Source organism: Aestuariibius insulae (genome assembly GCF_040783535.2).
GTDB classification, from domain to species: domain Bacteria; phylum Pseudomonadota; class Alphaproteobacteria; order Rhodobacterales; family Rhodobacteraceae; genus Aestuariibius; species Aestuariibius insulae.
On sequence record NZ_JBFONW020000001.1, the window covers coordinates 605,976 to 628,358 of the forward strand.

Sequence of the window (22,383 nt, forward strand, 5' to 3'; positions counted from 1 at the left end):
CGCATTGCAGCGCCGTCACAGATCCTTTCGTCCCTGGTCGGTTTCGCATGACCATCCATTACCACTGGGACACGCCCCCCACCGGCCCCGACGGGATCGAGGTCGCGCCCGGCATCCTCTGGTTCCGCCTCGCGCTTCCCATGGCGCTCGATCACGTCAACGTCTACGCGCTCGATGACGGGGACGGCTGGACGATCATCGACACCGGCTTCGCCTCGCAAAAGACCCGCGACCTCTGGACCGCCATCCTCACCGGCCCGCTTGCAGGCAAACCGGTCCACCGCCTGATCGTCACCCATTACCATCCTGATCATATCGGCCTCGCCGGCTGGTTTCAGGAGCAGGGCACCGAGCTTTGGACCACCCGCACCTCATGGCTCTACGCCCGGATGCTGACGCTGGACGAGCAGGACCGCCCTAGCGAGCAAGCCCTGACCTTCTACCGCCGCGCAGGAATGGCAAAGGACATCTACGAGGACCGCGCTGCCTCCCGCCCCTTCAACTTCGCCGACGCCGTGGCCCCCCTCCCGCCCGGCTTCCGCCGCCTTCAGCAAGGCGACCGGGTCGAGGCGGCAGGCCGCACCTGGCGGATTGAGATCGGCCATGGTCACGCCCCCGAACATGCCGTTCTCTGGTCCGAGACGGATAACCTGATCCTCGCGGGCGATCAGCTTCTCCCCTCGATCTCGCCCAATATCGGCGTCCACCCGAACGAGCCCGAGGCCGATCCTCTCGACGAATGGCTCACCTCCTGCCGCTACTTCGCGACCTTGGCGCAAGACGATCACCTTGTCCTCGGCGGTCACAAGCTTCCCTTCACCGGACTTCCCTTCCGGCTCAAGCAACTCATCGACAACCACGAGAACGCTCTCGACCGGCTCGCGCTTTTTCTCGAAGAGCCGCACAGCGCCGCCGACTGCTTCCCCATCCTTTTCAAGCGCGAGATCAAAGGCGGTGAATACGGCCTTGCTTTGGCCGAGGCGGTCGCGCATCTCAACCACCTCCTCGCCACGGGACGTGTGACCAGAACGTTAACTGGTGACGAAACCTGGCTTTGGCAGCGTATCACCGGCTGATTGTCGCAAGCTAAGAAACAGATCCCTGTAACACCCGTTGCGGTGATGTGTTGTTCAGATTCATTCGGCGCCTCCAATTCGTTCGTAAGATCAAGGCCGAGACTACCGGACGGTGTCTTAGGAATTGGTAAAAGCACCAGGAAATCCACCGACCAAATACCGACGCGATACCGACCGGATACCGAAGCGACAATTTCGCCCTCGCCCCGCCGCGCAACACTCCATTAGACTGACCTTCCGACCCCAAGCCGGAGCGCCCATGACCAGCCCGATCCAAACCTCCGCCGAAGCCCTCGAAGCCGACGCTATTCCCAAGATTCGGGAGGTGCATGTCACCCCCGAAGGGCAATGCCCCGACGTGCCCGAAAAGCTGAAGAAATCCGCCGAAAAGAAAAGCCCCGCACGCTGGGCCTATGAAAGAATTATCTTTTATATCAAGAAATTCGAGGAAACTCTCGACAACGAGCACGAGTTGGCCATGGGCTTTGTCGGCTCCACCAGCGGCACCCTCAAGATCGAGGGGATGGGTTATTTCGACCCCGATATCGTTACCTACTACGGCACTGATCCAACCGGCGCCAAGACCCAGATGATCCAGCATGTCACCCAGATGAACGTGACGCTCCGCGCCTTGCCTAAACATATCGATGCTGCCGAACCCAACCGGATCGGCTTTCGTCTCTTTCAAGAGCTGGAAGAAGAGCAACTATCTGAAAACAATGACGTTTCAACGGCGTGACAGAGCTGCCGGAATCGTCTAGAGACCTCTGCAACACCCGTTTTCAAGGAGCCTGACCCGTGGCCGACGATTACAAAGAAGGTGAGATGGACATCACCGAGCAGGAAAAGACGTTCGAACGCTTCGTCAGCTTCACCATGTGGAGCGTCGGAATTATCGTCGGTATCCTTGTTTTCCTGGCGCTTTTCGCTTCCTGACATGACCGGCTTTCGTGCGGTGACGGCGCTTTGCGGCGTCCTTTTGCTTGCGGCCTGCGGTGGGGCAGAACCCCGCTGGGCCAGCGACGACGTCGTGTCCCGGGCCGTCTACCAACACCCCGGCCCCACCTCGATCACCCTCTTCACCGCCCGCGGCCGCGACGGCTCCGGCGCCCACACCGGGCTTCTCATAAACGGCTCCCAGCGCGTTGTCTTTGATCCCGCTGGCAATTTCGCGCATGCATCCTTTGCCGAACGCAATGACGTCATCTTCGGCATGACCGACTCGATGCTCGAGACGTATATCGCCTTCTATACCAATGAAAACCTTGAGCTTTTGTCCCAGACGCTCATCGTTCCGCCGCAAACCGCTGAGCAGATTATGCAAGCTGCAATGGCCTATGGCGCCGTCCCAAAAGCCCATTGCGCGCAATCCGTGACCGACATCCTTCAGGACATTCCCGGCTTCGAAAGTCTGCCCCGCACATGGTTCCCCATGCGCCTTCACCGCGCCTTCGCGGAGCTTCCGGGCATCCAAAGCCGCCTCTACGAACGCGACATCGCCGAAGGTATCGAAGCGCCGCGCTAGATAAGGCGCAGGGCGATCTGCACGATGTAAAGCGTCGACAGGCCCCCCATGATCGCCGCCAGAATATTGCGCGTCAGAAGACCTAGGATCACCGTAAAGCCCGCCGCGAGAAGCCGCGCCGGATCAAGCTCTCCCCCGGTCGCCTCAGGCCAGAAGATCAGCGGTGCGACCAGACCCGGCAAAACAGCCACAGCCGTATAGCGCAAATGGCGCAGCAGCCATTCGGGCAAGGGCCGTCTGCCCACGATGCCCAGAAATGAAAACCGGATCAGGAAGCTACCCGCACCGAGCGCGAAGATGACCGTCCAGACAAGGCCATCATCGGCGATCACGTACGCCGCTCCAGTTCCGCTCCGATCGCCATCGCGCTGACGGCCGCAATGAGAAGTCCCAGATTATAGGGCAAAAAGGCAAAGACCAGCGCCAGCACGATCGACGTGACAGCCGCCGCCAGATGCGGAATTGTCCGCAGCATCGGCGCAATCAGTGCCAGGAAGGTGATCGGCACCGCAAAATCCAGCGCGAGCCATTCCGGCAGGGACGTTCCAATCAAGGCTCCGACGACGGTCATTACATACCACATTGGGCAAACGAGGGTGATCGCTCCGAAGAAGTAGGAGACCCGCGTTGCCGTACTCCACTCGGGATTTTCCTCAAACCGAACGATCGAACAGGCATAGCTCTGATCGACTAGAAAATACGACACGAAGGCCCGCGTCAAAAGCGGCGCGTCGCCCAGATAGGGCGTGAGAGATGCCGAATACATTGCCATTCTCAGGTTCACGGCAAGTGCCGTCACCAGGATTATGAGGGTCGGCGCTTCCTCTATCATCAGTTGAAGCGCAGTGAATTGCGCGGCCCCAGCAATGACCACGACGCTGAACGACAGAACCTGCAAAAGGTCGAGCCCCGCCTCGGTCGCAACCACACCGAAAAGGACGGCGAAGGGGATCACGGCGATGATGAACGGAAAGCCATCCTGAAGACCCAACGCATAGGCCGATTTCGAGGTGGTGACGGTCATCCGAAGACCTTAGTCTGGCGTGACATGACCGACTGAATATCGACCCCAAGACGGAACCGCAATTGGCAATTTCTCACGATCTCGATGGCGTTTTGATCGCGCCCAATCCGCAGGCACCGGGCCTGACACGTGCCGTTACCGGCATCGATGCGCAGGGTGAGCCGGTCGAAACGTCGGTCGTCGAGGAGCGTCCGCTGACCATCTTCCTCAACGGCACCGAGATCGTGACGGCCATGACGATCGGCGATTATCCGGCCTATCTGGCCCTGGGATTTCTCCTCAACCAGAGGATGCTTTCCCCGGACGAGACCATCAAGGGCGTCGACTATGACGAGGAGCTGGAAACGGTCGTCGTCCGCACCGATGGAACGACCCGCCATGAGGAGAAGCTGAAGAAGAAGACCCGCACCAGTGGATGTGCCGTCGGCACCGTCTTCGGCGACATGATGGAGGGGCTGGACGAGGTGCAGCTCCCTCAGACGACGCTGAAGCTCTCCGATCTTTACGCGCTCTCCGCCCGGATCAACCGGATGCCGTCCCTCTATCTGGAGGCAGGCGCGATACACGGCACCGTCCTTTGCAAGGATGCGCAGCCTCTCGTCTATATGGAAGATGTCGGACGCCATAACGCCGTTGACAAGATCGCGGGTTGGATGCTGTCCGAGGGCGCAACCGCGTCGGACAAGATGCTCTACACCACAGGCCGCTTAACTTCGGAAATGGTCATCAAGACCGCCCTGATGGGCATCCCGATCCTCGCCTCGCGCTCGGGCTTTACCGCCTGGGGGGTCGAGATCGCCCGGCAGGTCGGCCTCACCCTCATCGGACGCCTGCGCGGTGAGCGGTTCGTCTGCCTCTCCGGCGAACAGCGCCTGATCCGCGACGTAGCGCCGCGAGATAGGAAGGAAGACCCCCGCCAGATCCGGAAAGGTGCGCAATGACGCACACTCTCGGCACCGCAAACCCGCCGCTCGGCGTCGTCCTCGCGGGCGGTCAGGCCCGCCGGATGGGGGGCGGGGACAAACCCTTGCTAAAGCTCGGCGAGAGCTCAATCCTCCAGCGCATCCTGGACCGCCTCGCCCCGCAGGTTGGCGGCCTTGCGATCAACGCCAACGGCGATCCCGGTCGCCTCGCCCGCTTCGGCCTGCCCGTCCTGCCTGACAGCGTCGCGGATCATCCCGGCCCTCTCGCGGGCGTCCTCGCCGGTCTCGACTGGGCTGCCTCCCACGGCGCCGAGGCCATCGTCACCGTCGCCGGCGACACCCCGTTCTTCCCCTGCGATCTCGTCCCGCATCTGACGCAAGCCTGCGAGGCCGGCGCCCCCATCGCGCTCGCCGCAAGCCCCGGCGGACGCCATCCGACCTTCGGCCTCTGGTCTACCGCCCTCCGCGACGACCTGCGCACAGCCTTGAAGGACGGCACTCGGAAAGTCGTCCTCTGGACCGACCGCCACAATGCGGCGACGGCAGACTTCCCGGATGATGCGGCCTTCTTCAACGTCAACACGCCCGAGGACCTGACCAAAGCCGAGGCCATGCTGTGATTATCTTCGGCGTCGTCGGCTACAAAAACTCCGGCAAGACTGGACTCATGGAACGCCTCGTCAGCGATCTGACCGGGCGCGGCCTGACCGTCTCGACCGTCAAACATGCTCATCACCACTTCGATCTCGATCAGGAAGGCAAGGACAGCTATCGCCACCGCACCGCCGGGGCGGGTCAGGTGCTGCTCTCGTCCGCGACCCGCTGGGCGCTGATGTCCGAACTGCGCGGCGCGCCCGAGCCGCCGCTTTCTAATCTGCTGACCCGGCTCGATCCGGTCGATCTGGTGCTGGTCGAGGGCTTCAAGCGCGACAGCCACCCCAAGATCGAGGCGCATCGCGCCGCCACGCGTCAGCCCTTGATCGCGCCGGGTGATCCCACGATCCGCGCAGTCGCAAGCGACAGCGCTCTCGACCTCGACCGCCCGCTCTTCCATCTCGACGCAACGCGCGAGATTGCCGATTTCATCCTGCGCGAGACCGGTCTGTGACGCCCGACACGATCCTCATGGTCGACTGGTCCGGCGGCAACGACACCGGCCCCACCCCGCGCAAGGACGCGATCTGGATCGCCATTTGCCGGGGCGGAGCCCCCACTGAGACGCTCTACCAACGCAACCGCCAGATCGCCGAAGAGACGCTGGCAACCCTGCTGGACGAGGAGACCAAGGCAGGCCGCACCGTCCTTGCAGGCTTCGATTTCGGCTTCGCCTTCGCGACAGGCTTCACCAAGGCCCTCACCGGCGCGGACGATCCGCTCACGCTCTGGGACTGGTTCGAAGAGCGGATGCAGGACACGCCCCAATCCAACAACCGCTTCGATCTCGCTGGGGAGATCAATGCCCGCTTCCCTGGCATTGGCCCATTCTGGTTCAACGGCCTATCCCGCGACATCGAGAGCCTCCCAAGGAAGGGCACACATCGAGAAAATCATGGCCTGCCAGAGAAGCGGAAGGCCGAAACACTCGCGACAAGCTCCTTTCCGTCTTGGCAGATGGGCGGGGCAGGGGCCGTCGGCAGCCAGATTTTCACCGGTCTGCCGGTCCTCAACCGCCTTCGCCACCGCTTGGAGGGCAAGGTCGCCGTCTGGCCGTTCGAGCCGCTGGATCGCCCCGTCGCCTTTGTCGAGATCTGGCCGTCGCTTCTCTCCAAGGCGATCACTCCCCAGGTCAAATCCGGCGACATCAAGGACGAGGTGCAGGTCCGTATCCTGGCCGAGACCATCGCCCGCCTTCCGTCGGATCGCCTGACCGATATCCTGAACGTCGAGCCGACCGAGGAAGGCTGGATCTTCGGGGTCGGCCACGAGGATGAGCTGAACGCGCTCGCCGCGCAAACCAGCCCCCTCAAACCGCCGCCCCTTCGCGACGACTGTTTCGCCATGCCGCGCGGCGCGCACTGGACGCCGGTCGATGACGCGCTCGCCCATCTCAGGCGGACGATGACCCCGGTGACCGCGACGGCCACGCTTCCCCTGCAGGAGGCCGCCGGTCGCTATACCGCAACGCCGATCCACGCGCGCCGTGCCCATCCGCCCGCCGCCAATTCGGCGGTCGATGGCTATGGCTTTTCCGCATCGGTTCTTAGGCCTGACGACAATCACCTCCCGCTCGCCAAAGGTCGCGCCGCCGCTGGAGCGCCCTTCGATGGAACGCTGCCCGAGGGTCAGGCCCTCCGCATCCTGACCGGAGCCGTCCTGCCCGACGGCGTCGATACCGTTGTTCTGGAGGAGGATACGACCACCGACGGGCACGCCATCGCCTTTCGCGGCCCGCTCAAACCCCGCGCCAATACCCGCCCGGCGGGCGAAGATGTCGAGCAAAACGCGCAGATTTTCGAGGCCGGTCATCGCCTCGCTCCGCAGGACCTCGCCCTCCTCAGCGCAACGGGCCATGGCACCGCAACCGTCCACGACCGCCTGCGCGTCGGTGTCCTTTCGACCGGTGACGAGCTGCGCGCCTCGGGCAGCGATCTTGCCCCTGGCCAGATCCATGACGCCAACCGCCCGATGCTGCTCGCGTTGCTCGACCAATGGGGCTTCGACGCCGTCGATCTGGGCTGCCTGCCCGACGATCGCATCGCGATCCGCGACGCACTCGACACCGGCGCCGCCACGACAGACGCCATCCTCACCAGCGGCGGCGCATCGGCGGGCGACGAAGACCATATCTCGGCCCTTCTCGAGCAGACCGGCGCGATGGAGCTTTGGCGTATCGCCGTCAAACCCGGCCGCCCTCTCGCGCTCGCCCTTTGGGACGGAACGCCCGTCTTCGGCCTGCCCGGCAATCCGGTCGCCGCGTTCGTCACGACCCTTATCTTCGCCCGTCCCGCGCTCGTCCGTCTTGCAGGCGGCGCTTGGCCTGAACCGCAGGGGATCGACCTGCCCGCCGCCTTCTCCAAGCGCAAGAAAGAGGGCCGCCGCGAATACCTGCGCGCCCGCATTCGTGATGGCCGCGCTGAGGTCTACCCGTCCGAAGGCTCGGGCCGCATCCGGGGCCTTACCTGGGCGGACGGCCTCGTGGAGCTGCCGGATGAGGCCCGCGATTTCGCCCCCGGAGACCCCGTCCGCTTCCTACCCTTCGGCAGCTTCGGGCTATGACTCGGATCACCCCCGGCTTCGACGAGACAGAACGCCCCGCCGTAGCCAAGCTTTACTGGGGCGCCTTCGGCGGCAAGCTGGGCCGCGTCCTTGGCCCCAAGCGCCTCGCCCTCAAGTTCATCGTCGACAACCTCAGACCCGATCATGCGCTGGTCGCGAGATCCGAGGCCGGGCAAATGCTCGGTGTCGTCGGCTTCAAGACCTACGAAGGCGCGCTTGTCGGCGGCGGGTTCCATGATCTGCGGCGGGTCTACGGCATCCTTGGCGCCACCTGGCGCGCCGCCATCCTGATGCTGCTCGAGCGGGATACCGACAATGAACGCTTCCTGCTCGACGGTCTTTTTGTCTCGCCGCAGGCGCGCGGGCAGGGCATTGGCACAGCCCTTCTGAACGCGATCTGCCAAGAGGCGCTCAGCCGCGGCTACCGCAAGCTGCGCCTCGACGTGATCGACAGCAATCCACGCGCCCGCGCCCTCTACGAACGCGAGGGATTCGAGCCGAAAGGCACCACCGATATGGGCCCCTTTAGCAAGCTCTTCGGCTTTTCCTCGGCCACCACGATGGTCAAGACGCTGGCCTAATCGAACGTCCCTGAGGCCCGCGCGATCAGCATGAAGGCCCGCGCCGACCGCGTCTCGGCCATCACTGACAGCTCTTCGTCGCTCGCTTCCGCCTCGAAATCGGTGACGAACTGATCGAACCGGCGCAGGAAATGATGCGCTGTGTCGCGAAAGATCATGTCGTCCCGCATCCGTGCGGCGATCTTGTCCAGGCTCCGTTGGTCGCGGATCCCGCCTACATCGCCCACGGCGCTCCCCCGCTCTCCGGCGGCAAAGCGCCGCCATAGTTCGATCCGGGCGCGGTCCGGCGGCAGATCGTCCATATAGATCCCATCCTGACTGAGCAGCGTCAGCAGATCCTGGCTTGACCGGACCAGATTGCCGAAGTCCCGGTCCCGCAGCGCCTTGGCCAGCGCGGAGAACCCGACTTTGTCCTCGGCCGTATCGGGAAAATTGAGCGCCCGGATCACCTCGACCGTCGTCAAAGGCGCGGCCTTCGGTGCAGGATCCAGCGGCAGATCCGCCTGCACTTCAAGCGGCGCGGCTTCAAGGCGCGGCGCCGAAACGGGGGCAGAGGCGGGGCGGATCGCTCCGACGCTGCTTTGCCGGTCAAGCAGGTATGTCTGCCTCAGCGCTGTAATCGCCGCGCCCAGCCGCTCCGCCTCTTCGGCGGCGAGCCTCTGCGCGCGAAAAGCAATGGCCAGGGCGGCAATGCAGATCGCCGGGTAAATCGCGATCGCGACCACCAGAAAGATCCGCCCGATCCCGCTGTCGATCCCCCAAACCACAAGCAGCAGCACCGACATCACCATCCACAGCGCCGCCGCCCCGCCCGCGATCAACTCGGCGGGCGATACAGCGCTGACGGCGGGGGCGTTCTTCAGGAACGCCGCATTCGCCTTGTCACTGGAAGAGGACTGCTCGGCCAACCCGCCTCACCCGTTACTTGTAAACGATCTCCAGGATCTCATAGGACTTTTCGCCGCCCGGCGTCCGAACCTCGACGCTGTCGCCTTCATCCTTGCCTATCAAAGCGCGCGCAAGCGGTGATTTCACGTTCAGCTTGCCCTTCTCGATGCTGGCCTCGTGCTCGCCCACGATCTGGTAGGTCTTTTCTTCGTCCGTATCCTCGTCGACCAGCTTGACCGTCGCGCCGAATTTCACCGTGCCAGACAGCTTCGCCGGATCGATCACATCGGCGAGCGAGATCACAGCCTCAAGCTCCTTGATGCGGCCTTCGATGAAGCTCTGCTTTTCCTTGGCCGAATGATATTCCGCATTCTCGCTCAGATCGCCATGCTCGCGCGCTTCGGCAATCGCCCGGATGATCGCCGGGCGTTCCTCGCTCTTGAGCTGTTTCAGCTCTACATTCACCGCGTCATACCCGGTCTTGGTCAGCGGGATCTTGTCCATTCCTCGTCCTCTGCACGTCTGTCGATCCGGCTGAGCCTATCAGCCCGTTTCGGGAATCCCAACGAGAAGCGTGGCGGCAGGCGACATTCCCGCCAGACCGCCCGCCACGGCGTCTCAAGGTCGCGGAAACGGCTTTTAACGTCCCGTTCCGATTGACCCCGCGCCCCCGCATCCCTTTATACCGCTCAAAACGTTGACCAACTATGACCAGCGCCGCGCCGCGCGACAGGAGAGCCAGATGAGCCAGATCGAACGCGAAGCGATGGAATATGATGTCGTGATCGTGGGGGCAGGTCCCGCGGGCATCTCATCGGCGATCCGGCTCAAACAGATCAATCCCGATCTTTCCGTCGTCGTGCTCGAAAAAGGCTCCGAGGTTGGCGCGCATATTTTGTCGGGCGCGGTGCTGGATCCCATCGGCCTCGACAAGCTGATCCCCGACTGGAAGGACAAAGGCGCCCCGCTCGATGTGGCGGTCAAGGACGACAACTTCTTCATGCTGGGCGAAGCGGGCAAGATCCGTATCCCGCTCTGGCCGATGCCGCCTTTGATGAAGAACCACGGCAATTACATTGTCTCCATGGGCAATGTCTGCCGCTGGCTCGCCGAACAGGCTGAGGCGCTCGAGGTCGAGATCTTCCCCGGCATGTCCTGCTCCGAACTGGTCTACGGCGAAAACGGCGAGGTCAAAGGCGTCGTGGCGGGCGAATTCGGCAAGAACCCGGATGGCACGCCCGGCGACGGCTATGAGCCGGGGATGGAGCTGCACGGCAAATACGTCCTTCTAGGCGAAGGCGTGCGCGGCTCGCTTTCCAAGCAGGTGATCGCGAAGTACGCCCTCGATGCCGACTGCGACGTGCAGAAATATGGTCTCGGCATGAAAGAGCTGTGGGAGATCGACCCCGCCAAGCACAAGCCCGGCACCGTGACCCATACGATGGGCTGGCCGCTGGGCAGCAATGCAGGCGGCGGATCCTTCATCTACCACCTCGACAACAATCAGGTCTATGTCGGCTTCGTCGTCCATCTCGGCTACGAAAACCCCTATGTGAACCCCTACCTGTCCTTCCAGCAGTTCAAGCACCATCCGATGGTCAAGGAGCTGCTCGAAGGCGGAAAGCGCGTGGCCTACGGCGCGCGCGCTATCTCAGAGGGTGGCTGGCAGTCCCTGCCCAAGCTGGAATTCCCCGGCGGCGCACTGCTCGGATGCTCCGCCGGCATGGTCAACGTCCCCCGGATCAAGGGCAACCACAACGCCATGCTCTCCGGCATCGCCGCGGCCGAGGCTGTCGCCGTGGCCCTCTCCGAAGATCGCAGCGGGGATCTCCTGAACGGCTACGACGCCCTCGTGCGCACCGGCGAGATCGCCAAAGACCTCAAGCCTGTCCGCAACGTCAAACCGCTCTGGTCCAAGCACGGCCTGATGGCGAGCCTTGTCGGCGGCGGCGTCGATATGTGGACTAACACGTTCGGCTTCTCCCTCATGGGCACGATGAAACATGGCAAGACCGACGCGGAAGCCACCGGCGACGCCGCAAATCACAAGCCGATCGACTACCCCAAGCCCGACGGCACGATCAGCTTCGACCGCCTGACCAATGTCGCCTTCTCCTTCACCAACCATGAAGAGCAACAGCCCGCCCACCTCACGCTGAAAGACGCGAGCGTCCCGGTCGACGTGAACCTGCCGAAATATGCAGGCCCCTCACAGCGCTATTGCCCGGCGGGCGTCTACGAATTCGTCGAAGAAGAAGGCAAGGATGCGCGTTTCGTCATCAACTTCCAGAACTGCGTGCACTGCAAGACCTGCGACATAAAGGACCCCTCCCAGAACATCGTTTGGACGGTTCCGCAGGGGGGTGACGGGCCTAACTACCCGAATATGTGAGTTAAAGCCTGCCTCTTTCGCAGGCATATGCCCCGATCCGTTGCGTAAAAGCAGCGCGCCCCCCGGAATTCACGCATCTCCCCGGTTGTCGCCCAGAAATCGCCTCACTAGGCTGAATTCTGGGGGAACCAACGACATTCAGCCGAGGGGACGGTCCGAATGACAATATATAGAAGGGGCTCGTGGAGCCTCGGAGCAGTGTTTGCAATTGCGTTGACGTCGGGAGCGACAGCGCAGGACGGGGCAGGGGCCTACCTTGCCGCCAGACAGGCCGGGCTCGATAAGAACTTCGAAGCCGCCTCGCGCTATTTCGTGCAGGCAATGCTCGAAAATCAGGGCCACCTTGAGATCATGGAAAAAGGCATCGCGGCCCAGATGGCCGCAGGCCGGGTCCCCCAGGCCATCTCCATCGCAGAGCGGTTGCGCGCCAGCGGCGGCACCAGCCAGGTCGCCTCCATGGCGCTCGCCGCAGACGACATTCTCACCGGCAACTACCGGGAGATCTTCACCTCTCTTGAATCCGGCCACACCGTTGGCCCGCTGGTCGACGGTCTTCTGCAAGCCTGGGCCTTCATTGCCGAAGGCAAGATAGATGCCGCGATCGACGCTTTCGACGAAGTGGCCGATACCGAAGGCCTGACCGGCTTTGCGCTTTATCACAAGGCGCTCGCCCTCGCCTCCATCGGCCGGTTCGACGCGGCCGAGGCCGTCATGACCTCCGAAACCGGACAGATCATCGCCCGCAGCCGCCGGGGCGCCATAGCCCGCGCGCAGATCCTCAGCGAACTCGACCGCGACGTCGAAGCCGCCCAGCTCCTGACCGAGGTCTTCGGCGCCCGCCGCGACCCGCTTGTCCTCAGGATGCAGACAACGCTCGCCAAGGGCAACGGCCTCAGCTTCGATCTGATCCCCACACCCCGAAGCGGTCTGGCCGAAGTCTTCTTCTCCGTCGCCACGGCGCTCGATGGCGAGATGGCCGACGACTACACTCTGCTCTACACCCGTACCGCCGCCCATATCGATCCAGGCCACACCGATGCGATCCTGATGTCTGCGCGCCTTCTCGACCGGCTTGGCCAGCACGGCCTTGCGACGGCCGCTTACGACACGATCACCCGCGACGATCCCGCCTTTGCCTCGGCCGAGATGGGCCGCGCCGAGGCGCTCCGCCAATCGGGTCAGGTCGAGGCCTCGATCGAGGTGCTGCGCCAGCTCACCGAAACCCACGGCGCCCTGCCGCGTGTCCACGCATTGCTCGGCGATACAATGCGCCGCCTCAGCCGCTATGACGAGGCAGGCCGCGCCTATGATCGCGCGCTCAATCTGATGGGCGATGCCGCGCCTTGGACAATCCTCTACTATCGCGGCATCACCAAGGATCGCAGCGGAAACTGGGCCGAAGCCGAAGCCGACCTTCGCGCCGCGCTCGACAAGAATCCCGACCAGCCGCAGGTCCTGAACTATCTCGGCTATTCGCTGGTCGAAAAGAACGAACGTCTGTCCGAAGCGCTCGACATGATCGACCGCGCCGCCCGCGCGCGGCCCGATGCGGGCCACATCATCGACAGCCTCGGCTGGGCGCTCTACCGCCTTGGCCGCGTGGAAGAGGCCGTGGGCCAGCTCGAGCGCGCGACCGAGCTCGAGCCGACCGATCCGACCATCAACGATCATCTGGGCGACGCCTACTGGTCCGTTGGCCGCGCCAAGGAGGCCCGTTTTCAGTGGCGCCGCGCCCTTTCCTTCAAGCCCGAGCCCGAGCTGGCGAGCGAGCTTCAGCAAAAGATCGACCGGGGTCTCGACTTCACGGGCGGAGCCGAACTCGACACGGTGCAGCGGTTGGCAGCGGAAAGATCGTCCCGCGACGATGGCTAGGGCCACGACCCAGTGACGCGGTCCGCCCGCGTCTTCGCTCCGGCCAAGATCAACCTCGCGCTTCACGTCACCGGGCAGCGCGAGGATGGCTATCATCTACTCGACAGCCTCGTTGCCTTTGCCGGGATCGGGGACTTGCTCACGGTCGATCTCTCAGGTCCGTCGGGGCTCGAGGTCACCGGCCCTCGAGCCGAGGGTGTGCCAACCGACGCCCGCAACCTGATCCTTCAAACCCTGACCGCGATATGGCCAGGCGTGGAGGCGCGGATCACACTCGACAAGCACCTGCCCGCCATGGCCGGCATCGGCGGCGGCTCCGCCGATGCCGCCGCGCTTTACCGAGCGATGGCGGCCCTCACCGATGCGCCTCCCAAGCCCTCCCAAGCCGATCTTGCAAAGCTTCTCGGCATCGGTGCCGATATCCCCGCCTGCATCGCCAGCGCGCCCACCCGCATGCGCGGCATCGGCGAGGATCTGACCCCGCTCCAGGACATCCCGCCGCTCCCGATCCTGCTCGTTAATCCTGGCGTAACCATCCCGACCCCCGCCGTCTTCGCCGCGCTCGAAACCAAACAGAACCCGCCGCTAGATTCCCTCCCGACGGGAGAGCTGCTGCTCGACTGGCTGAAAACCCAATGCAACGATCTTGAGGCCCCCGCGATCTTGCGCCAGCCGATCATCGAGCAGACGCTCACCGAAATCTTCGAAACCCAAGGCTGCCAGCTCGCCCGCATGTCCGGCTCCGGCGCGACCTGCTTCGGCCTCTACGCGTCAGAGGGCGAGGCACAAGCCGCCGCCAACACCCTCTCCGAAACGCATCCCGACTGGTGGATCGCCCCGACTCGCCTCGACGGGCAAGCCAAGGCCGCCCCTCAACTGATCCGCGCCACCACGTAATCAGCCAGATCGACCAGCATCCCGCGCAGATCGCTCTCCGGCAGCGTCGCCATCGCCGCTTTCGCCGTGGCAACCCAGCCCAAAGCATCGGCCCGCGCCGCCTCCATCGCGCCATGCCGTGCCAGCAGCTCCAGCGCATGTTCCAAATCACCGTCCCGCTGGTCGCCTTTCTCGATCACGCGCACCCAGAATGCCCGCTCCTCACCCGTTGCAGCCGCGACGGCCTTGATGACCGGCAGCGTCAGCTTCCGCTCACGGAAATCGTCGCCGATATTCTTGCCCGTCGCATCCGAACCGCCGTAATCCAGCAGATCGTCCACGATCTGAAATGCGATCCCCAGCGCATCGCCATAATCGTAAAGCGCCCGCACCTCCGCCTCGGACCGCTCCGCGATCACACCGCCGACCTCCATCGCCGCCGAAAACAGCGCCGCCGTCTTGCCGCGCACGATCTTGAGATAGACGCCCTCATCCGTTCCCAGATCTCGCGCCGCCGACAGCTGAAGAACCTCACCTTCCGCAATTGTCGCCGCCGCATTCGCGAGGATATCGAGAACCCGAAGGCTCCCTGTCTCGACCATCAACTGAAACGACCGCGCGAACAGATAATCGCCGACCAACACACTTGACTGGTTGTCCCACAAAAGGTTCGCCGTGGGCCGCCCGCGCCGCTGCTCGCTCTCGTCGACCACATCGTCATGCAGCAGCGTCGCCGTGTGGATGAACTCCACCGTCGCCGCCAGATGGATGTGATAGGGTCCGGCATAGCCGCACATCTTCGCCGCTGCCAACGTCAGCATCGGCCGCAGCCGCTTGCCTCCCGCCTCCACCAGATGTGCCGTCACCTCAGGGATGCGCGGCGCATGCTCGGATGCCATCCGGTCGCGGATCAGCGCATTGACCGCGCCCATTTCCTCGGCCAGCGCCGCCGCCAGACGGTCATGGGGTTTCTGCGAGGGCTGATCGAGGCTCATCTGACACTTTCGTCAATGTGGCTCGACAACCGGAGGGCCAAGCCACTACGTCATGAATATGAAAGAGCTTCTGCGCAGCAACGACCCGACGATCATCGCCTTTGCCAAGGCCCTCCTGGACGGGGAGGATATACGGTGGTTTGAGATGGACGTAAATATGAGCGTCCTCGAAGGCAGCATAGGCGTTTTGCCGCGCCGCCTCATGGTGCGCAGCGCCGACCTTTTCATGGCCGAAGCGGTCCTGCGCGATAACGATATCGATCTGGGTCGGTGACGGTCTTTCCCGAGGACTACCTGACCGAGAACGCCTTCCTGGGCGGTGCGCTCCGCCTGCTCCAGCCCAAAGATGGCTACCGCGCAGGGATCGACCCGGTCCTGCTCGCCGCTGCTTGTCCGGCCAAGGCGGGCGACACCGTCCTCGATCTAGGCTGTGGCGGCGGCATCGCTGGGCTTTGTCTCGCCCGCCGGGTCCCCGGGATCGACCTGACCGGGGTCGAGCTGCAACCGGCCTATGCCGATCTCGCCCGCCGCAATGCCAATCTCAACGCCATTCCCGCTACCATCGTGGAGGCGGATCTGCGCGATCTGCCTGCTGCCCTGCGTCAGCGGCAATTCACCCACGTCATCGCCAATCCGCCCTACTTCGAACGCTCGAAAACCACCCCCTCGACGAACCCGGGCCGCGCCACTGCCCGCTCTGGCGAGGCCACGCTCGCCGACTGGATCGACACCGCCGCCCGGCGGCTCGCTCCGCGAGGCGCGCTCACGCTCATCCAAAAGCCCGACCGACTGCCCCAGATCCTCGCCGCGCTGGAGGGGCGCCTGGGGAGCATGCAGATCGCCCCTCTCGCACCCCGCGCCGGTCGCGACCCGAACCTCGTCCTTGTTCGCGCGGTCAAGGACGGCCGTGCGCCCCTGCGACTTGCCGCGCCCCTCCCGCTCCATGACGGGCCCGAACACCTCTCGGACACAGACGATTACACCCAGACAATTTCCAAAGTGCTGCGAAAAACCGCACCTCTCCCCCTTTGGAATTAACCCTACGTCAACCTATGTTATGATTTCGTAATCAAGGCCGCCCTGCGCTGCTCTGCGGCGTGACTTGGTTGCCGTTCTGTGATCCGCTGAGGATCTGACACCAAAGCATAGGAGGATGCCCATGAGCCTGACATCGCATGTCGAGGAACTGAGGAAAAAGCACGAAGCCCTCTCCGCACAGGTCGAAGAAGCGCAACGCAGTCCCGGATACGATGATCTCGCCATCGCGAGCATGAAAAAGCAAAAGCTCCACCTCAAGGAAGAGATCAGCCGCCTCAGCGCAGGCTAGGTCTCGTCCGCGCCGCCGAAATCGCGCGTCGCGGTCAGCTCGTCGATATCCTCGACCTCGCGCGTGATCAATTCGATGAACCGCGCGACCGGAGGACGGGTCTCCGCCCCCTCGGGGCAGATGATCCGGTAGGTCGCATTGGCCCAAAGCGCCCGGGCGAAGGGCATGACAAGCTGCCCTTCGCGCAGATGCGATTCCGCTAACGACACCCGCCCCAGAACCACACCGGCCCCCGCAAGCGCGGCGTTGACCGCATGATCGGCTTGGCTGAAATGTGGCCCCGCCATCTCGGGTGGCTCCACCCCGACCGCCCGGAACCAGGCGGGCCAACCCATTGGCGGCTCAAGAAATCCTATATCGTCCTGATGGATAAGCGGCAGGTCGAGCAGATCCTCAGGCGCCCGAAGGCCCTTCGCCATCTGCGGCGTCATCATCGGCGTCAGCCATTCCCGGATCAGCGTGCGGGAATAAAGCCCCTCATCCCCGCCTTGACCGAACCGGATCGCCAGATCCACCTCGTCCCGGTCGAAATCCATCAGCCGCAGGCTGGCTGAAAAACGCAGCTCCAGATCCGGATTCTCCTGCGCAAACTTGAACAGCCGCGGCGCCAGCCATTTCGACGTGAAGCCCGGCCCCGCCGTGACAGTCAAACGCTTGGTATCGTTCAGCTTTCGCGCCACCCGCCACGCGCCGTTAAGCGCCGCGAACCCCTCCTGCATCCCAGGCTGCAACGCCCGCCCGGCTTCGGTCAGCTCCACCGCGCGGTTCAGGCGGCGAAAGACCGGCTGACCCAGATGCTCCTCCAGCGACTTGATCTGAAATGACAGCGCCGCGGGGGTCACTGACAGTTCCTCCGCCGCCTTGGCAAAGGACAGATGCCGCGCTGCTGCCTCAAAGGCGCGCAGCGCCGTCAACGGAGGTAGGCGCTCGCTCATGATCACATAAGTAGAACTTAACCGAACGCTTGAAAAGTCTCGTTTGTCAGGCGCCGCGCCCAAGCGCATCTTAAGCGCAAGTCACACGTCACCCCGCCAAAGGAGTCCACCCATGTTTGAGATCGAAACCGACACCCGCCTGCGCCACGCCATGAAAGCCGCCCACAAAGCGCGCGGCGCCGTCTTGCGCAGCGTCTGGACCCGCCTCTTCGGCTGAAAAAGGACGGGGCTGCTAATGGCCCCGCCCGAACAGGTCAGACCATATACTGACCGCCATTCGCGCTAATTGTTGATCCGGTTATGAACCCGGCTTTGTCCGAGGCCAGAAACACCACGCAGCGCGCGATTTCCTCTGCCTCGCCGAGCCGCCCGACGGGGATCGCGGGCAGGATCACATCCTTCATCACCTCGTCCTTGATGCCCGCCATCATGTCCGTGTTGATATAACCCGGGCACACAGCGTTCACTGTGATCCCGGCCCGCGCGCCTTCCTGTGCCAGCGCCTTGGTGAAACCCAGATCCCCCGCCTTGGCCGCCGAGTAATTTGCCTGCGCGAACTGACCCTTCTGCCCGTTGATCGAACTGATGGAAACGACGCGCCCGAACTTCCGCTCGCGCATGCCGCCCCAGACGTTATGCGTCATGTTGAAAAGCCCCGTGAGGTTCGTGTCGATCACTTCGTTCCACTGCTCCGGACTCATCCGGTGGAACGGCGCATCCCGCGTGATCCCGGCATTGTTCACCAGAATATCGATCGGCCCCAGATCCTCTTCGATCTGCGCAATCCCGTCCTTGCAGGCCTCATAGCTGCCGACATCCCATTTGTAGGTCTTGATCCCGGTCTCGTCCATAAAGGCCTTGGCCTTCTCGTCATTGCCCGCATAGGTCGCCGCGACTTCGCAGCCCGCCTCCTTCAACCCTTTCGCGATCGCCGCTCCGATACCGCGCGATCCTCCGGTCACGATTGCCGTTCTGGCCATGGTCTCTCCTCCCTTGAATTCAGCCACCGCGATGCGCCGCAAGCCACGTCGCACCATCCTCCTGTCCGAGCCGCCAGGCCTCCTCAAGCTTGGCGGGATCGGTAAAGTCAATCTTCTGATCCAGAACCGGTTCCGACGGCTCGACAAAATCGCGCTCCGACGCATGAGGCAGGTCGCTGTAGCTGCGCGTCGATAGCACCAGGGTACGCCCCTCATCAGGATCGGGAAACGGCGTCTGGTCGACCATGCCCCCGTCGATCACCGGGGCACCCTCCCAGTCGGGTATCGAAAAGACCGGCGGGATCGTCGCCGCCGCTGCCACCAGATCCACAAGTCGGCCCTCCTTCGCAGCCGCTCGCGCATCGATCCGCTCGCCGGTCAGCCCGAATTTGACCGACCAGTCCGACGTCCCGCGCGCAAACAGGCGTTTCTCCAGCTCGTAGGCGCTGCCGCCCAAAAGCGCGGCGAGATCCGACAGCGCTCCTTCGGGCGGGCGACCAAGAAAGACCTGAAAGGCAGGCCCCTCCGCGATCCGCGCCTGTGCGGCCTGGTCCAGAACCTCCTCCACGACCGAGCGATAGACCCGCTGATGCGGCGTCAGTCCGTTCTCTCCCTCAAGATCATGCCATGTGACATTGCTCGTCTCGCGCGAGAATGCCTCGGACATCACGTCCAACAACGTCCGCTCCCGCCCGGCCAGCCAGGCCGCGCCCGACAGCGCGCCGCCAGAGACGCCGATCACGCGGGCAGGCTTAAGCGCCCGCCCTGCCGTCACCGTTTCGATCCAGCCACCATGCCAGAAACAGCGGATCCCGCCGCCCGAGAAGACCAGCTGCTCGTAAGGCAGGGGAGGCCCAGCGCTATCCGTCATGCCGCGCGCGCCGATCAAAACAAAGCAAACAAGCGCTCCATCGAGCCCCCGCAATCACGATCCGGATACCCGATCCGCCAAAGACCCGGATCAGTCCCGCTCGACACACATCGCGACACCCATCCCGCCGCCAATGCAAAGCGTGGCGAGACCTTTCTTGGCATCGCGCCGCTTCATCTCAAACAAAAGCGTGTTCAGAACGCGCGCACCAGAGGCACCGATCGGATGTCCGATGGCGATCGCGCCGCCATTGACGTTCACCTTGTCCGTATCCCAGCCCATATCCTTGTTGACCGCGCAGGCCTGCGCGGCAAAGGCTTCGTTCGCCTCGATCAGGTCGAGATCCTCGGGTCTCCAGCCCGCCTTTTCCAGCGCCATGCGGCTTGCCGGGATCGGCCCAGTACCCATGATCGACGGGTCCACCCCGGTCGTCGCAAAGCTCACGATCCGTCCGAGGGGTTCGATCCCGCGCTTCTCTGCCGCCTCCGCCGTCATCAGAAGCGTCGCGGCCGCGCCGTCGTTCAGGCCGGAGGCGTTCGCCGCCGTCACCGATCCGTCCTTGGCAAAGGCCGGGCGCAGCTTCTGCATACCTTCGATCGTCGCGCCATGACGGATATATTCGTCCTGATCGACGACCGTATCGCCTTTGCGGCCCTTGACCGTATAGGGTACGATCTCGTCCCCGAACTTGCCCGCCTTCTGCGCCGCCTCGGCTTTGTTCTGCGAGGCGAGCGCGAATTCGTCCTGCTGCTCGCGACTGATCTGGTATTTCTCGGCGACATTCTCGGCCGTCTGGCCCATGTGATAGCCGTTGAAGGCGTCCCACAGACCGTCCCGGATCATCGTGTCGATATATTTGACATCGCCCATCTTGTGACCGGCCCGCAGATGCGCCGCATGGGGCGACAGCGTCATCGATTCCTGACCGCCCGCAATCACCACCGCCGCATCGCCCAGCATCACGTGCTGCGCGCCCAGCGCCACCGCCCGCAGGCCCGATCCGCAGACCTGGTTGATCCCCCAGGCCGCGCTTTCGATCGGAAGGCCCGCATTCACATGCGCCTGGCGCGCTGGGTTCTGGCCTTGCGCCGCCGTCAGCACCTGACCCAGGATCGTCTGCTCGACCTCGCCTTTGTCGATCCCTGCGCGCGCAACGACCTCCTCAAGCACTGCTGTCCCCAGGTCATGGGCAGGCACGCTGGCGAAAGATCCACCGAAGCTGCCAACGGCAGTCCGGGCGGCAGAGGCGATTACGACATTGGTCATGGCAGGGCTCCTTGTCCGTCCGCGCGAAGGCACTCGCCGCCCCCGCAGTCGCATCAGGTTTAGGCATTGGAGCTCAGAGGCGCAATGTGGAAGGGCAAACGCCCCCCGGGCTCAGGCGCTCTCGAGATGTTCGGCGCCATAGCCCGGAGCGCTCAACCGCGGCGGTCCGTAATAGAAGCCCTGAATGCAATCGATTCCGACACCCGCCAGGAATTCGGCATCCTCCGCCGTCTCGACCCCTTCGGCGATGGTGAACATATCGAAATGCCGCCCGATCGAGACTAAAGCCTCCACCAGCACCTGATTATCGGCGCTCTCGTGCACCCCGTTGATGAAATCCTGATCGATTTTCAGGATGTCGAAGTAGAAATCCCGCAGATACCGGAACGCGGTATAGCCCGCGCCAAAATCATCGAGGGCAAAGGCAATTCCCAGATCCTGCAGCTCGGCCATGAAGGCGATGACGATCTCGGGCATCAGCATCGCGGAGCTTTCCGTAATCTCCAGGATCAGCCGCTCGCCGATATGCCGGTCGCGCGCCAGACCATCATCAAGAACCCGCCGCCAGGGACCATAGCCGATCGACCGCGCGGACATATTCACCGCCAGCCGCAGGCTCGCATCGTTGCGCAGGGCGACCAACCCGTGCCTAAGCGCCTCCACATCGATCTCGCGCCCAATTTCCGTCGCCTCTACGGCCGGCATGAACTGATGCGCCGGGATCGGCCGCCCGGTCGGGTCGATGATCCGGATCAATCCCTCGTAGAACGCGACGCGCCGGGGGTCGGTGTTGTAGACCACCGGCTGAAACGCCAGCTGCGTCCGATTGCTCGACAGTGCATCGCGCACCATCTTCAACACGCCCTGATCGCGCCGGTCGACCGCATAGCTCAGCGGATCGGACGGGATCGTATCGGTCACGGGGACGAAAGGGTCGCTGTCGCGCATGATCGGGTCCTTCAAGGCCGGGGAATTGCTCCTTGCGAGCGATCCTTGGGGCAGACATCCTAAGAGGAGGTAAAAGATCGCATTTGAAGGATCCCGCCGATGAGCCGCTGCGACTGGGTCGGGAACGATCCGCTCTACATTGCCTATCATGACACCGAATGGGGCGTGCCCGAACGCGATCCCGTCCGGCTCTTCGAATGCCTCTGCCTCGAAGGGTTCCAGTCCGGCCTTAGCTGGATCACGATCCTGCGCAAACGCGAGGGCTTTCGCGCCGCCTTTGCGGGCTTCGATCCCGAAACCCTCGCCGGATGGGGCGCGCCCGAGATCGACCGCCTCGTCGCCGATCCCGGCATCGTCCGCCACCGCGGCAAGATCGAGGCAACCCTCGGCAATGCCCGCGCCTATCGCGCCATGGACGAGCCCTTCTCCGACTTCATCTGGTCTTTCGTGGACGGAGACCCTCTCCAACCCGCCCGAACGGACATTTCGGACGTCCCCGCCAAAACGGACACCTCCACCGCCCTCTCCAAAGCTCTCAAGTCCAAGGGCTTCAAATTTTGCGGCCCTACGACCGTCTACGCCTTCATGCAAGCGGTCGGCATGGTGAACGACCATGTAGTACGCTGTGAAAGATATGAAGCTTTGGCTTGAGGTCTGGCTGCTTTGGAAAACGTGCACGGTCTCGCAA

General features: G+C 63.6%; 26 protein-coding genes. 16 read left to right on the top strand and 10 right to left on the bottom strand.

The window, feature by feature from the left end; translation table 11 throughout:
• Positions 1-47: 47 nt before the first annotated feature.
• The 4 genes from AAD018_RS02890 to AAD018_RS02905 all read left to right on the top strand — a co-directional run bounded on the left by AAD018_RS02890 (position 48) and on the right by AAD018_RS02905 (position 2,601).
• Complete coding sequence (locus AAD018_RS02890; RefSeq protein ID WP_367313637.1) at positions 48-1,076, top strand: MBL fold metallo-hydrolase; 1,029 nt, start codon at positions 48-50, stop codon at positions 1,074-1,076.
• 259 nt (positions 1,077-1,335) lie between these two features.
• Complete coding sequence (locus AAD018_RS02895) at positions 1,336-1,815, top strand: hypothetical protein (RefSeq protein WP_367313636.1); 480 nt, start codon at positions 1,336-1,338, stop codon at positions 1,813-1,815.
• A 59-nt stretch (positions 1,816-1,874) separates the two neighbouring features.
• Positions 1,875-2,012: an aa3-type cytochrome c oxidase subunit IV gene (locus AAD018_RS02900; protein ID WP_367313635.1), complete on the top strand. Its 138-nt coding sequence runs from the start codon at positions 1,875-1,877 to the stop codon at positions 2,010-2,012.
• A 1-nt stretch (position 2,013) separates the two neighbouring features.
• On the top strand, positions 2,014-2,601 hold the full coding sequence (locus AAD018_RS02905) for a hypothetical protein (protein ID WP_367313634.1): 588 nt from the start codon (positions 2,014-2,016) through the stop codon (positions 2,599-2,601).
• On the opposite strand, the gene AAD018_RS02910 is transcribed toward AAD018_RS02905, so the two are convergent.
• Positions 2,598-2,933 carry an AzlD domain-containing protein gene (locus AAD018_RS02910; protein WP_367313633.1) on the bottom strand — a complete coding sequence of 112 codons (336 nt, stop codon included), beginning with the start codon at positions 2,931-2,933 and terminating at the stop codon, positions 2,598-2,600. The genes AAD018_RS02905 and AAD018_RS02910 overlap by 4 nt on opposite strands.
• A complete protein-coding gene (locus AAD018_RS02915) occupies positions 2,930-3,625 on the bottom strand; it encodes an AzlC family ABC transporter permease (RefSeq protein WP_367313632.1) in 696 nt (231 codons plus the stop codon). Before AAD018_RS02915 ends, AAD018_RS02910 begins: the two co-directional genes overlap by 4 nt.
• Before the next feature lie 62 nt (positions 3,626-3,687).
• Between AAD018_RS02915 and fdhD the strand changes: the two genes are divergently transcribed.
• From fdhD to AAD018_RS02940, 5 genes are read left to right on the top strand one after another with little or no spacing between them, the layout of a single operon-like run.
• On the top strand, positions 3,688-4,566 hold the full coding sequence (gene fdhD, locus AAD018_RS02920; protein WP_367313631.1) for a formate dehydrogenase accessory sulfurtransferase FdhD: 879 nt from the start codon (positions 3,688-3,690) through the stop codon (positions 4,564-4,566).
• Entirely contained in the window at positions 4,563-5,168 is a 606-nt protein-coding gene (gene mobA, locus AAD018_RS02925; RefSeq protein ID WP_367313630.1) for a molybdenum cofactor guanylyltransferase MobA, read from the top strand. Before fdhD ends, mobA begins: the two co-directional genes overlap by 4 nt.
• A complete protein-coding gene (mobB, locus tag AAD018_RS02930; RefSeq protein ID WP_367313629.1) occupies positions 5,165-5,656 on the top strand; it encodes a molybdopterin-guanine dinucleotide biosynthesis protein B in 492 nt (163 codons plus the stop codon). Before mobA ends, mobB begins: the two co-directional genes overlap by 4 nt.
• Positions 5,653-7,764: a molybdopterin-binding protein gene (locus AAD018_RS02935; protein WP_367313628.1), complete on the top strand. Its 2,112-nt coding sequence runs from the start codon at positions 5,653-5,655 to the stop codon at positions 7,762-7,764. The genes mobB and AAD018_RS02935 overlap by 4 nt, the downstream gene beginning before the upstream one ends.
• Positions 7,761-8,345: a GNAT family N-acetyltransferase gene (locus tag AAD018_RS02940; RefSeq protein ID WP_367313627.1), complete on the top strand. Its 585-nt coding sequence runs from the start codon at positions 7,761-7,763 to the stop codon at positions 8,343-8,345. Before AAD018_RS02935 ends, AAD018_RS02940 begins: the two co-directional genes overlap by 4 nt.
• Here the strand turns inward: AAD018_RS02940 and AAD018_RS02945 are convergent.
• Together AAD018_RS02945 and greA are read right to left on the bottom strand one after the other, a co-directional pair.
• Positions 8,342-9,253, bottom strand: coding sequence for a hypothetical protein (locus AAD018_RS02945; protein ID WP_367313626.1), 912 nt, complete (start codon positions 9,251-9,253; stop codon positions 8,342-8,344). The two genes, AAD018_RS02940 and AAD018_RS02945, sit on opposite strands and share 4 nt — an antisense overlap.
• A 13-nt stretch (positions 9,254-9,266) precedes the next feature.
• A complete protein-coding gene (greA, locus tag AAD018_RS02950) occupies positions 9,267-9,737 on the bottom strand; it encodes a transcription elongation factor GreA (RefSeq protein WP_367313625.1) in 471 nt (156 codons plus the stop codon).
• Positions 9,738-9,975: 238 nt separating this feature from the next.
• On the opposite strand from greA, the gene AAD018_RS02955 reads away from it, so the two are divergent.
• The 3 genes from AAD018_RS02955 to AAD018_RS02965 all read left to right on the top strand — a co-directional run bounded on the left by AAD018_RS02955 (position 9,976) and on the right by AAD018_RS02965 (position 14,394).
• Positions 9,976-11,625, top strand: coding sequence for an electron transfer flavoprotein-ubiquinone oxidoreductase (locus AAD018_RS02955; protein ID WP_367313624.1), 1,650 nt, complete (start codon positions 9,976-9,978; stop codon positions 11,623-11,625).
• Positions 11,626-11,784: 159 nt separating this feature from the next.
• Positions 11,785-13,497 (top strand): tetratricopeptide repeat protein, encoded by a 1,713-nt coding sequence (locus AAD018_RS02960; RefSeq protein ID WP_367313623.1) that lies wholly within the window; start codon positions 11,785-11,787, stop codon positions 13,495-13,497.
• A gap of 12 nt (positions 13,498-13,509) precedes the next feature.
• On the top strand, positions 13,510-14,394 hold the full coding sequence (locus AAD018_RS02965) for a 4-(cytidine 5'-diphospho)-2-C-methyl-D-erythritol kinase (protein ID WP_367313622.1): 885 nt from the start codon (positions 13,510-13,512) through the stop codon (positions 14,392-14,394).
• On the opposite strand, the gene AAD018_RS02970 is transcribed toward AAD018_RS02965, so the two are convergent.
• Positions 14,370-15,368: a polyprenyl synthetase family protein gene (locus AAD018_RS02970; protein WP_367313621.1), complete on the bottom strand. Its 999-nt coding sequence runs from the start codon at positions 15,366-15,368 to the stop codon at positions 14,370-14,372. The genes AAD018_RS02965 and AAD018_RS02970 overlap by 25 nt on opposite strands.
• Positions 15,369-15,426: 58 nt before the next feature.
• On the opposite strand from AAD018_RS02970, the gene AAD018_RS02975 reads away from it, so the two are divergent.
• From AAD018_RS02975 to AAD018_RS02985, 3 genes are all read left to right on the top strand, one after another.
• Positions 15,427-15,642 carry a putative signal transducing protein gene (locus tag AAD018_RS02975; protein WP_367314210.1) on the top strand — a complete coding sequence of 72 codons (216 nt, stop codon included), beginning with the start codon at positions 15,427-15,429 and terminating at the stop codon, positions 15,640-15,642.
• The gene (locus AAD018_RS02980) at positions 15,639-16,406 is read left to right on the top strand and encodes a tRNA1(Val) (adenine(37)-N6)-methyltransferase (protein ID WP_367313620.1); all 768 of its coding nucleotides are present in this window, start codon (positions 15,639-15,641) and stop codon (positions 16,404-16,406) included. Before AAD018_RS02975 ends, AAD018_RS02980 begins: the two co-directional genes overlap by 4 nt.
• A 121-nt stretch (positions 16,407-16,527) precedes the next feature.
• Entirely contained in the window at positions 16,528-16,695 is a 168-nt protein-coding gene (locus AAD018_RS02985) for a YdcH family protein (protein WP_367313619.1), read from the top strand.
• Here the strand turns inward: AAD018_RS02985 and gcvA are convergent.
• The 5 genes from gcvA to AAD018_RS03010 all read right to left on the bottom strand — a co-directional run bounded on the left by gcvA (position 16,692) and on the right by AAD018_RS03010 (position 21,695).
• Positions 16,692-17,630 (bottom strand): transcriptional regulator GcvA, encoded by a 939-nt coding sequence (gene gcvA / locus AAD018_RS02990; protein ID WP_367313618.1) that lies wholly within the window; start codon positions 17,628-17,630, stop codon positions 16,692-16,694. The two genes, AAD018_RS02985 and gcvA, sit on opposite strands and share 4 nt — an antisense overlap.
• 254 nt (positions 17,631-17,884) lie before the next feature.
• Entirely contained in the window at positions 17,885-18,610 is a 726-nt protein-coding gene (phbB, locus tag AAD018_RS02995) for an acetoacetyl-CoA reductase (RefSeq protein WP_367313617.1), read from the bottom strand.
• Between the two features lie 19 nt (positions 18,611-18,629).
• Positions 18,630-19,481, bottom strand: a complete 852-nt coding sequence (locus AAD018_RS03000) for a patatin-like phospholipase family protein (RefSeq protein WP_367313616.1) — start codon at positions 19,479-19,481, stop codon at positions 18,630-18,632.
• Between the two features lie 90 nt (positions 19,482-19,571).
• Positions 19,572-20,747 (bottom strand): acetyl-CoA C-acetyltransferase, encoded by a 1,176-nt coding sequence (locus tag AAD018_RS03005; RefSeq protein ID WP_367313615.1) that lies wholly within the window; start codon positions 20,745-20,747, stop codon positions 19,572-19,574.
• Between the two features lie 111 nt (positions 20,748-20,858).
• Positions 20,859-21,695: an EAL domain-containing protein gene (locus AAD018_RS03010; RefSeq protein WP_367313614.1), complete on the bottom strand. Its 837-nt coding sequence runs from the start codon at positions 21,693-21,695 to the stop codon at positions 20,859-20,861.
• 99 nt (positions 21,696-21,794) lie between these two features.
• Between AAD018_RS03010 and AAD018_RS03015 the strand changes: the two genes are divergently transcribed.
• Entirely contained in the window at positions 21,795-22,346 is a 552-nt protein-coding gene (locus tag AAD018_RS03015; RefSeq protein WP_367313613.1) for a DNA-3-methyladenine glycosylase I, read from the top strand.
• The last annotated feature ends 37 nt before the right edge of the window (positions 22,347-22,383 follow it).